We start from the raw sequence: 258 nt of genomic DNA on the forward strand, positions 1-258 counted from the left end.
AACGGTGCTTTGGTCAATAACTTGTGCCAGCCCTTGAGCTGATGTCTCTGCATCTATAAGTGCATTTGGCCCACCCATTGTGGTGCGTACCCAACCAGGGTGCAAAGCAAGGACAGTAAAACCGTCAGGCGTTAAGTCATTGCTTAAGCTTTTGACTACGGAATTGAGTGCCGCTTTTGACGAGCGATAAATATAGCCGCCACCCGATGTATTCTCCGTCATACTCCCGACTTTTGAAGAGATGCAGGCGATTTTTTT

General features: G+C 47.7%; 1 protein-coding gene. It reads right to left on the bottom strand.

The annotated features are described in order from the left end of the window. A partial coding sequence (locus tag R8N47_RS28025; RefSeq protein ID WP_318186461.1) for an SDR family oxidoreductase occupies positions 1–258 on the bottom strand: 258 nt, incomplete at both ends.

This window comes from Vibrio sp. 2132-1 (assembly GCF_033344315.1).